Genomic DNA, 7,686 nt, shown 5'->3' with positions numbered 1-7,686 from the left:
CCCCGGGGGCGGGGCGCGGCGGCCGGGGTTTCAGGCGACGCTGCCGTTCCGGAGTCGAACCGGTACTGGCCAGCAGGGACGACAGCCCTCGTCTGCCGGCAGCGCTCCCGTTCATGGGTGAGGCCCCGGAGCGACGGGGTGCGCTGCGGGGCCTCGGATTGCTAACGGCCGGTTGGCCGTTGGGGTTACGCGAACGTCCTGCGCATCTCGTCCAGAAGGCTCAGGAGTTCAGCGAAGTGCCCAGGTCCGGAGCCCGGTTCTGGAACCCCGAGGGCCGCGCGACCTTCAGGCGTGAGAAACGGGCGGGTGGCGCTGACGCCGTAGTCGATGAGGCCGCGGTCGTTGTCGCGGTAGAACGCGGCGATGACGACCTTCGGCGGGAATCGCTTGGCGAGGTGTTCGTACGCGTCCATGTAGTGCTCGTGGATCGCGGTCAGCACCATGGCGGTGGTGACGTCGGCGCGCTTGGCCATCGGGGGCTCCTTCGTTGGCTTGGCAGGAGTTGAACCTGCGCGGCACGCCGTATCAGGACGCTGCTCTACCTCTGAGCTACAAGCCATCAGGCGGGGCCGACGGGGCAACCACCACATGGTTCTGGGGGTGGTGCGATCCGAATGACTGGTCCGCCCTATCCAGGCCCTGCACGGGAGCGACCCGCCAAGCATCCTGGCCCGTGCGCTGCCGAGGAATCGAACCTCGCATGCCCGTGAGGGCGCGGGGTTTACAGCCCCGCTCGCGCCCAGCGCTCAACGCCCATGCAACGAGACTACGAAGGCTCGTCCTTGGTCACCACGTCGTTTTCGGGGTGCTGGTGGATGCGGACCCGGCTGGCGTACATGGTGACCGTGACGATGGCGGCCGGGTGGTCGAAGTCGATCGGGTCGATCACGATCGCCCGGCCGGCTGGCATGAGGACGCCGACGCCGTTGATGCGGATCTCGTTGGGTGTGACGACGTTGGCGCCTTCGGTGGTGCCGTTGCGTCGCTCGAAGATCTCGATGTCTGCGCCGTCGGGGTAGGGCTCCATGGCGAATCCGTCGATCATGCGGCTGTCTCCCGGGGCAGTTGGCTCGCGAGGTGGGGCCGCTTCATCAACTGGCGGGCGGCGATGGCCGGTTCGCCTCGGAGGGTGGGCGCGCGGTCGCGGGTGGCGCGTTCGGCGTCGGCGAGGTCGCCGCGGTCGTACACGGGGTACTTGCGTTTGCCGACCTTGCGATAGCCGACGGGCTTGACGTGGACGCGTTCGCCGTCGGCGTTGAGGTAGCCGCGGGTGGCCCACCGGTTGATCTGCGATCGGTCGATGCCGACTTCTTTGGCGTAGGCGGCGGCGCTGATGCCGATGCGGACGCGGTCTTCGTTCTCGTCGTACACGGCACCTCCTTGGACGCGAAAACGCCCCCAGGGTTCCTGGGGGCGAACGTTTTCGGGCATGGGGTGCCGAAAAGATGGTGTCACTCTGGTGATCGTCGTGCAAGTCGGCGCGCGGTCAGCCCACGGTCCATTGGCCGATCTGCGAGCCGAGTCCCATGCTGGGGTCGAACTGGATCTCGCGGATCTTGGACGCTTTCGGCACCTCGTACACGACGAAGCCGAGGCGGGTGCCGCCGACGGGGATCGTCGAGGACGACGGGTAGGCCGGTCCTGCGGTCGTGGGCTGGTAGGTGGGGCTGAACTGCTGGCCGTCGACGTCGATGACGGACGACCCGGAGGTGGGGCCGACGTCGATGGGTCGGACGCCGTTGTTGACGATTCGCCATTGCACGGCGACGAAGCGTTGGCCGGCGTTGGCGGTCATGTATTCGTTGCTGGCGGCCGCGGGGTCGACGATTTTGACGATGGTGGCGTCGAGGCTGTTGCCTTCGGTGGAGCCCTTGATGGTGATGGTGTCGCCGATTTTGGCGGCTGGGGGTTGGGCGGGCGCGGTGCTGCTGGGTGCAGCGGCTGGGGTCGTGGCGTCGGCCGCGGGTGCGTCGGCTGGCGGCGCGCCGGGCTGGGTGGGCGCGGTGACGATGCTCGGGGCGTTGGGTTGGGTGACGAGTTTGTCGCCGTCGTCGCTGCATGCGGCAAGGAGTAGGGCTGTTGCTGCGGCTGCGAGGGCAGTGATGGCGCGGTTCATGTGTCCCCCTGGGCTCGGCGTCTGCGGGCGCGCGTGGGCGCGCTGGTTGTGCGGAGGGTCCCCACCCTGAGGCGGTCCAGCTTGCCGGTTTCGCCGTGCCCTGTCAGGGAGTTGGCCGAATCGGTTCGCTCAGGGGCGCCAGCTTTCGTCGTACCCGGGCCTGTCGGCGTACACGGCGGCCATGTGGCGAAGCGTCGGGCAGGGCCATGTGTCGCGGGTGATCTCCTGCGGTGGTTCGCAGCTTCGACAGCGGACCAGCGTGCCCAGGCGTTGGCTGCCGTCGTAGTCCTTCACGACCTGGTGGTACAGCAGGTGGGGGCCGTGGGCTTTGATGATTGCCTTCTTCGCCGCGATCTCCCGCAGCACCCGCGCGGGGTCGTGCAGGGCGATGTGGGCGCGGTCGGCGTCGCCTGCGATGCACACGGTTCCGGCGTTGACGTCGTCGCGAAGCTCGCCGTCCATGTCGAAGTTCTGCCAGCTCGGGCTTGCCTGCCGGGTGCTCTCGGCGATGCGCTGGTCGTGGTCAAGCTGTTCCGTCAACCACGCCACAAGGTCGTCGGTCATGTCACTCCACTGATGATTGCGATGCACCCGAGGATCCCCGCGAGCGCGAGGCATGCTCGCGCCGGGTCGCGGTAGGCGATCTCGTCCCAGCAGCGGATGAGGAAGCGCACGTCAGTCACCGATCCCTTCGATGAGCCCGGGCGGTTCGCAGTCGTGCCCGCCCATGAGCCACTGCACGGTCTGGGCGTCGGGTCCGTTGGTGCCGTAGCGGGTGCCGCGCCCGCAGGTGCCGCAGTACGCGGTACCGGACCCGGTCGCGGGCATGTTGCCTCGGCGTCGGAGGCGCGGGAAGCGGAAGCGCATGGTCAGCTCGCGTCTCCGGTGAGCGCGGTTTCGTACCGGTCGCAGATGGCGACGAACCACGCCGTGGGGATGAGCCGGATGCGGTGGAGCCAGTCGCGGCTGGCCGGGTAGGCGACGCAGCGGCGGCCGAGGGTCGCGGGCTCGTACAGGAAGTGCGCGACACGGTCGGCGGCTTCGAGGAGACGGAAGCGCATGGTCCAGTGTCGCACCGCTGTTGTCGGCCCCGCCCTCTACGCTGCCTGCATCATCGGCTCTCGCGAACCTGCGCGGGCGGTGGGTTCCGCTGCGTGGCGAAGGCCCGTCCCATTCGAGGCGGGCCTTCGTCGTGTGCGGCTACTGCTGGAGGTCGGTGCGTGCGCCGCGTCCGGGCCGGTTGGCGTGGGCGGCGCGGACGTCGTCGGCGAGGTACCGGGCGGCGGGGCGCCCGGATTCGGGGTGCCGCTGGTAGCCGACTGCGGTGACGCCCCACCGGGACAGGGTCTTGCGTGCACTGCCGGTGGATGCGGCGCCGATGTGTTCGGCGGCCTGGTCGATGGTCCAGAGTTCGGGTTCGGCCATCAGGCGGTCACGTGCTTGAAGACGATGTCCCAGAACTCGTGGTGGTCGAGGGTGTCGACGTCGACGGTGCCGTAGGTGTCCTGGATCTCTTCGACGATGGCGTCGACGTCGTAGGTGCCTTCGCTGGCGTCGGTGGCGGTGATGACCTGGTTGCGGAGGTCGGTCTGGGTGAACATGGCGGGCTCCTCGGGGTTGTGGTGCCGGGCCTTGCTGACACCACTAACTATGCCTCACGTGAGTCATAGTTGCAAGCCCTTCCCCAAAGTCGCCCCAAAGGATCACCCTGTCCGCCGCCAGTCCCACCCCGTGGCCACCCGCCCCGTGCGCCGGGCCTCCGCCTCGATGACCGGCACGTCCCCGTAGTCCACACCGGGCACGTCGATGAGCAGCACCTCGGGCAGGGTGACGGTGACCGGTTCGGGGTCGCTGTCGCCGACCCGCTCGTACCAGCAGATCCGGCCCTTCCGCCCGTCCGCCGTGTCGACGTAGCAGATCAGTTCGGCGCGCCGGGGCATGCCGTCGATGAGGGCGTCGATGAGCGGGAGGTCGCCGGCCATGCCCTCAGGATGCGCTGCCGGTGCGACACGCGTCCGGGGAACGGTCGCTTCAGTCGCTGCCAGGCTCGTCCTCGCGCAGGTACTGCGGGTCCGCCACGAACCAGCCGAGGCAGTTGCTCCCTCGCCGCGGCGTGTACTGCAGGCACACCTCCCACGGCGCGTCCGGCCGTGTCTGCCGCTGGGCGATGATGTCGGCCGGCACCCACACCCCGTCGATGCGCGCCATGACGGACTCGGCGACCAGTTCCTGTCGGTGGACTGGTGCGCCGAGCTTGCCGCGGGGTGCGGGGCGGAGGCCGTCGGTCATGGGTCCATGATCGCGCGGTCCCGGCGCACTCCACGCCCCCCAGCGGGGAGGCCTGGGGGCCATGGGGCGCGCCCCGGGCGCGCGCCGTCGGGGAGTTCGATCCCTTCGGCGCATCGGCTCCAACAGCCGTTCCGCGACCGTCCTATGCGGCGCGGCGGGCACGACGCTCCGCGCGGCGGTCGCGCTGCGCGATGCAGTGCTGGCACGTGAGTTCGCCGCCGGTCTCGCGGTAGCGGGTGCCGCGGTTCGTCATGTCGCCGGTCCGGCAGATCGGCAGCATGTGCGGGTCGCCGGCCTGTTCGCGCGGCGCGTCGTGGACGTCGCCGCCCAGCACCGAGACGCAGCGCACGAACTCGTCCTCGCTGGGGACCGGCGACGCGTCGAGCTGCGCGCTCCAGTCGGCGTCGATCGCCGCCTTCCAGCAGCTCGCGGGCGTGCGGCCACCCTCGGTGTGCAGGCGCGCGGCGTGCGCGGCGACCGCGCGGCGGCGACCGGCAGGCAGGGCGCGCAGGTGGATCGCGCGCCACTGGGCGCGGGGCTCGGTCTCACCCTTGGGTCCGGCGGGGGCGGGCCAGGTGTCGAGGATGGCGTCGGCGGCCTCCTCGGCGGTGGCGTAGAACCCCACGACGCCGTCGCGGCGGCCGTTGCCGGGGTTGCGCGGTGTCCATGCGGCCCAGCCGCCGCGGGCGAGGCCGGCGTGGCGCTCGTCGATGACGCAGCCGCGGTGCTCGCCGTCCTCCAGGACGTCGTACGTCATGCCGTCGCCGTCGCGGACGATCTCGATGCTGCGGAGTGTGTAGTTCATGGCGTTCTCCCTGATCCGGGGTGGCTTGCCACCTCCAATATGACATGCCTCTAGACGGGTGGCAAGCCACCTGTCATGATTCTTTTCATGGCCAACGCTCACAAGCACAAGCAGCGCGTCGTCCGCGGCATCGACGACGACCTCATCGCCGACTTCGACCAGGCGTGCCGATCCCTCGGCAGCGACCGATCCGCCGAAGTCCGGCGCTTCATGGAGTGGTTCGTCCGCCGGCCCGACGCCCAGCCGCCCCGCCGGCCGGACGCCGAGTAGCTACGCCGCCCCGGAGTACACGGCCTTGACCCTCTGCGCGTACGCCCGGTACTCGTCCTCGGTCATGGTCCGCGGGCACTGCCAGCAGTGGATGAGCGCGTCGTCGCTGGTGCGGTAGAGGCTGGCGCTGTCGCAGCCTTCGCAGACGCCGGTGCAGCGCCGGTGTGTGGTCTTGGGCTTCTGCGGCTGGTTGGCGGGGACGGCGTTGCGGGCCGTGCTCCACAGGCTTTGGAGGTGTTCGCCGAGGGGCCGGGCTCCGGGTGTGGCGAGGATGTCGATGTTGGTGCGGTGGGCGTTGAGGTAGCGGGCTGCGATGCGGGGGCGCAGGACGGGTCGGGGTGCGCTGCGGTGGTGGAGGTCGTGGTAGGCGCGGGCTTGCTGGAGGCGTTCCCAGACGAGTTCGGCGCGGTTGGTGTAGAGGCCGATGGGCTTTGCGCTGATGTCGACGGGGTCGTTGAGCGGGTTCCATTTCTCGGGCGGGTTCTCCGAGAGGTGGTCGGCCCACAGGCGTGCCCACGAGTCGAGGGCGCGTGCGATTTCGTCGGCGAGTCCGAATTCGCGGCGTGGCATGGGCGGGGGGTTGCCGGTGGCTCGGCGGTCGGCGCGGCGGGGTGTGGTGCCGTACATCTGGTCGAGTTCGGCGTGGAGTGCGGGGAGTTCCACGAGGGCGGTGCGGATCTGGTCGGTGCAGGGGGTGCACCAGACGGGGGTGCCGTGGCGGCTGGTGTGTCGCGGGCATACAGGCGTGTCGTCGGTGTGCACGGTGGCTCCTCGCGGCGGGGCTACGCTGGTTGCGGCTCCTGACCCGGGCTGTGCGTTCCTCCGGGGCCCGTCGTTGGCGCGGCGGGCCCTTCGCATGTCATCCCTCGCCGGGCGTCCACGGGCTGGGCACGGTGTCGATCAGCGCGGGCTCGGGCTTGACTGCCCGCCATGCGAGCTCGGTGATGTCGCGTCCGTCGAGGAGCCGGAACAGGGCGGCCCGGTATGGGCTGGACTGCGCGTGGTGCGCGAACGTCTTCCGGTCGCCGGTGAAGTCGGCGAACGCCGCGTAATCGGCGTGGGCGCCGTAGACCCATCGCGCGTGCGCGCCCTGGAGGTCGGCGGCGGTCTTCTCGACCCAGTCGCGGAACTCGTCTGGGACGGTGCCGAGGAGGGACGCGGGGTCAGTTCCTGCCGCGAGTGCTTCCCAGATGGTGCGGGGGCTGGTGCGGGAGAGGACGCCGTGGAGGCGGACGTACTCGGCGGTCTTGACCTTGACGCGCAGCCCGGACTGGAAGCGCACGACCCAACCTTCGTCCTCGTTGCCGGGCATAGGCAGGCCACTGTGGAAGTCGCGGCTTTCGGCGGCGGCCTGCACGACGGCGGCAAGGGACTCGGCAGCGAAGGGCTCGACCACTGCGCCACCCGCAAGGTTCCAGTCGTCCCACACGCGGGTCACGGGGACTTCGGTGCCGTCCTGGTCGTAGACGCCGAGGAGGCTGAGGGTGCCCGGTCCGTCGTAGCGGACGACGATGCGGTTTTCCGGGTACGTGATCTCGGTGAGGTACGTCCAGCCGGGGGTGAGGAAAGCCCCGGCGTCGTGGTCGTCGATCCAGCGTTGCGCCCACTTGGCCTGTTCGGACTCGAACGATCCCTTGGTGGCGACGAGCCAGCGTCCTCGGTAGTGGAAGACGATGCCGAGCGATCCGTCGACCTTGTCGTACACCTCGAACGGCTCGTCGGGCAGCGGCGGGGCGAACGGCTTGCCGTTGACGTGGTCGTGGTGGTTGAAGAACTTCGGGAACGGCCACGCGACGATCTCATCCGTACTGTCGTCGACGATGAGGCCTCGGCACAGGCGGGTGGCGGTGGTCCAGTGCTCGGCGTAGGTGCACGCCTCGGTGTACGTGTAGATCGACAGGGAGATGCCGGGGTGGGTGCGGCGGCGGATGTAGCCGTCGGCGATGTCCTGGGCGAGTTCGTCGGGCGGGATGACGTCGGCGAGCTTGCGGGTCACGGTCTGGCCTTTCAGGCGAGTTCGTCGAGGATGCTGACGCCGACCCAGATGAGCAGCGCGACGCCGAATCCGATGAGTCCGGCTTGCAGGTCGGTCACGTACCGGGTGGCGATGGTTCCGGCGAGGACGCCGAGGAACGTGCCGAGGATGAAGCGGAACATGGTGGCCTTTCGTAATCCGTACGCTTCGGTGGGGCTTGTCGCGGCGGGG

General features: G+C 69.8%; 16 protein-coding genes and 1 tRNA gene. 1 reads left to right on the top strand and 16 read right to left on the bottom strand.

Annotation, left to right across the window (positions count from 1 at the left end):
- Positions 1 to 185 precede the first annotated feature (185 nt).
- The 13 genes from AB0C36_RS21600 to AB0C36_RS21540 form a co-directional block, all read right to left on the bottom strand.
- Positions 186 to 473, bottom strand: coding sequence for a hypothetical protein (locus tag AB0C36_RS21600; protein ID WP_358356353.1), 288 nt, complete (start codon positions 471 to 473; stop codon positions 186 to 188).
- Between the two features lie 14 nt (positions 474 to 487).
- A tRNA-Ile gene (locus tag AB0C36_RS21595) sits at positions 488 to 559 on the bottom strand.
- 207 nt (positions 560 to 766) lie between these two features.
- A complete protein-coding gene (locus AB0C36_RS21590) occupies positions 767 to 1,045 on the bottom strand; it encodes a hypothetical protein (protein WP_358356351.1) in 279 nt (92 codons plus the stop codon).
- Complete coding sequence (locus AB0C36_RS21585) at positions 1,042 to 1,371, bottom strand: hypothetical protein (protein WP_358356349.1); 330 nt, start codon at positions 1,369 to 1,371, stop codon at positions 1,042 to 1,044. Before AB0C36_RS21585 ends, AB0C36_RS21590 begins: the two co-directional genes overlap by 4 nt.
- A gap of 115 nt (positions 1,372 to 1,486) precedes the next feature.
- A complete protein-coding gene (locus AB0C36_RS21580) occupies positions 1,487 to 2,116 on the bottom strand; it encodes a DUF4352 domain-containing protein (RefSeq protein ID WP_358356348.1) in 630 nt (209 codons plus the stop codon).
- A 129-nt stretch (positions 2,117 to 2,245) separates the two neighbouring features.
- The gene (locus AB0C36_RS21575; protein ID WP_358356346.1) at positions 2,246 to 2,680 is read right to left on the bottom strand and encodes a DUF6221 family protein; all 435 of its coding nucleotides are present in this window, start codon (positions 2,678 to 2,680) and stop codon (positions 2,246 to 2,248) included.
- Between the two features lie 111 nt (positions 2,681 to 2,791).
- Entirely contained in the window at positions 2,792 to 2,944 is a 153-nt protein-coding gene (locus AB0C36_RS21570) for a hypothetical protein (protein ID WP_358356345.1), read from the bottom strand.
- A gap of 41 nt (positions 2,945 to 2,985) precedes the next feature.
- A complete protein-coding gene (locus AB0C36_RS21565; RefSeq protein ID WP_358356343.1) occupies positions 2,986 to 3,177 on the bottom strand; it encodes a hypothetical protein in 192 nt (63 codons plus the stop codon).
- Between the two features lie 139 nt (positions 3,178 to 3,316).
- Complete coding sequence (locus AB0C36_RS21560) at positions 3,317 to 3,541, bottom strand: hypothetical protein (RefSeq protein WP_358356341.1); 225 nt, start codon at positions 3,539 to 3,541, stop codon at positions 3,317 to 3,319.
- Positions 3,541 to 3,717, bottom strand: a complete 177-nt coding sequence (locus AB0C36_RS21555; RefSeq protein WP_358356339.1) for a hypothetical protein — start codon at positions 3,715 to 3,717, stop codon at positions 3,541 to 3,543. Before AB0C36_RS21555 ends, AB0C36_RS21560 begins: the two co-directional genes overlap by 1 nt.
- A gap of 102 nt (positions 3,718 to 3,819) precedes the next feature.
- Positions 3,820 to 4,098: a hypothetical protein gene (locus AB0C36_RS21550; RefSeq protein ID WP_358356338.1), complete on the bottom strand. Its 279-nt coding sequence runs from the start codon at positions 4,096 to 4,098 to the stop codon at positions 3,820 to 3,822.
- A gap of 49 nt (positions 4,099 to 4,147) precedes the next feature.
- Entirely contained in the window at positions 4,148 to 4,405 is a 258-nt protein-coding gene (locus AB0C36_RS21545) for a hypothetical protein (protein WP_358356336.1), read from the bottom strand.
- A 142-nt stretch (positions 4,406 to 4,547) separates the two neighbouring features.
- Positions 4,548 to 5,210 carry a hypothetical protein gene (locus AB0C36_RS21540; RefSeq protein WP_358356335.1) on the bottom strand — a complete coding sequence of 221 codons (663 nt, stop codon included), beginning with the start codon at positions 5,208 to 5,210 and terminating at the stop codon, positions 4,548 to 4,550.
- 87 nt (positions 5,211 to 5,297) lie between these two features.
- Between AB0C36_RS21540 and AB0C36_RS21535 the strand changes: the two genes are divergently transcribed.
- Positions 5,298 to 5,480 (top strand): hypothetical protein, encoded by a 183-nt coding sequence (locus AB0C36_RS21535; protein ID WP_358356334.1) that lies wholly within the window; start codon positions 5,298 to 5,300, stop codon positions 5,478 to 5,480.
- On the opposite strand, the gene AB0C36_RS21530 is transcribed toward AB0C36_RS21535, so the two are convergent.
- The 3 genes from AB0C36_RS21530 to AB0C36_RS21520 form a co-directional block, all read right to left on the bottom strand.
- Positions 5,481 to 6,242: a hypothetical protein gene (locus AB0C36_RS21530; protein WP_358356332.1), complete on the bottom strand. Its 762-nt coding sequence runs from the start codon at positions 6,240 to 6,242 to the stop codon at positions 5,481 to 5,483. It lies immediately after the preceding gene.
- A 97-nt stretch (positions 6,243 to 6,339) separates the two neighbouring features.
- Positions 6,340 to 7,476, bottom strand: a complete 1,137-nt coding sequence (locus AB0C36_RS21525; protein ID WP_358356330.1) for a T4 RnlA family RNA ligase — start codon at positions 7,474 to 7,476, stop codon at positions 6,340 to 6,342.
- An 11-nt stretch (positions 7,477 to 7,487) separates the two neighbouring features.
- Positions 7,488 to 7,637 (bottom strand): hypothetical protein, encoded by a 150-nt coding sequence (locus AB0C36_RS21520; protein ID WP_358356329.1) that lies wholly within the window; start codon positions 7,635 to 7,637, stop codon positions 7,488 to 7,490.
- Positions 7,638 to 7,686: the final 49 nt, after the last annotated feature.

The sequence above is a fragment of the Streptodolium elevatio genome, assembly GCF_040649515.1.
Classification (GTDB): Bacteria; Actinomycetota; Actinomycetes; order Streptomycetales; family Streptomycetaceae; genus Yinghuangia; species Yinghuangia elevatio.
The sequence above is the reverse complement of the archived record's forward strand: the minus strand, read 5'-3'. Positions and strand labels throughout refer to the sequence as shown.

Excerpts from the sequence above, each read along its gene's own strand:
- AB0C36_RS21580 (WP_358356348.1), bottom strand. The coding sequence starts at position 2,116 with ATGAACCGCGCCATCACTGCCCTCGCAGCCGCAGCAACAGCCCTACTC.
- AB0C36_RS21600 (WP_358356353.1), bottom strand. The coding sequence starts at position 473 with ATGGCCAAGCGCGCCGACGTCACCACCGCCATGGTGCTGACCGCGATC.
- AB0C36_RS21590 (WP_358356351.1), bottom strand. The coding sequence starts at position 1,045 with ATGATCGACGGATTCGCCATGGAGCCCTACCCCGACGGCGCAGACATC.
- AB0C36_RS21560 (WP_358356341.1), bottom strand. The coding sequence starts at position 3,541 with ATGGCCGAACCCGAACTCTGGACCATCGACCAGGCCGCCGAACACATC.
- AB0C36_RS21535 (WP_358356334.1), top strand. The coding sequence starts at position 5,298 with ATGGCCAACGCTCACAAGCACAAGCAGCGCGTCGTCCGCGGCATCGAC.
- AB0C36_RS21565 (WP_358356343.1), bottom strand. The coding sequence starts at position 3,177 with ATGCGCTTCCGTCTCCTCGAAGCCGCCGACCGTGTCGCGCACTTCCTG.
- AB0C36_RS21540 (WP_358356335.1), bottom strand. The coding sequence starts at position 5,210 with ATGAACTACACACTCCGCAGCATCGAGATCGTCCGCGACGGCGACGGC.
- AB0C36_RS21545 (WP_358356336.1), bottom strand. The coding sequence starts at position 4,405 with ATGACCGACGGCCTCCGCCCCGCACCCCGCGGCAAGCTCGGCGCACCA.
- AB0C36_RS21575 (WP_358356346.1), bottom strand. The coding sequence starts at position 2,680 with ATGACCGACGACCTTGTGGCGTGGTTGACGGAACAGCTTGACCACGAC.
- AB0C36_RS21570 (WP_358356345.1), bottom strand. The coding sequence starts at position 2,944 with ATGCCCGCGACCGGGTCCGGTACCGCGTACTGCGGCACCTGCGGGCGC.
- AB0C36_RS21550 (WP_358356338.1), bottom strand. The coding sequence starts at position 4,098 with ATGGCCGGCGACCTCCCGCTCATCGACGCCCTCATCGACGGCATGCCC.
- AB0C36_RS21555 (WP_358356339.1), bottom strand. The coding sequence starts at position 3,717 with ATGTTCACCCAGACCGACCTCCGCAACCAGGTCATCACCGCCACCGAC.
- AB0C36_RS21520 (WP_358356329.1), bottom strand. The coding sequence starts at position 7,637 with ATGTTCCGCTTCATCCTCGGCACGTTCCTCGGCGTCCTCGCCGGAACC.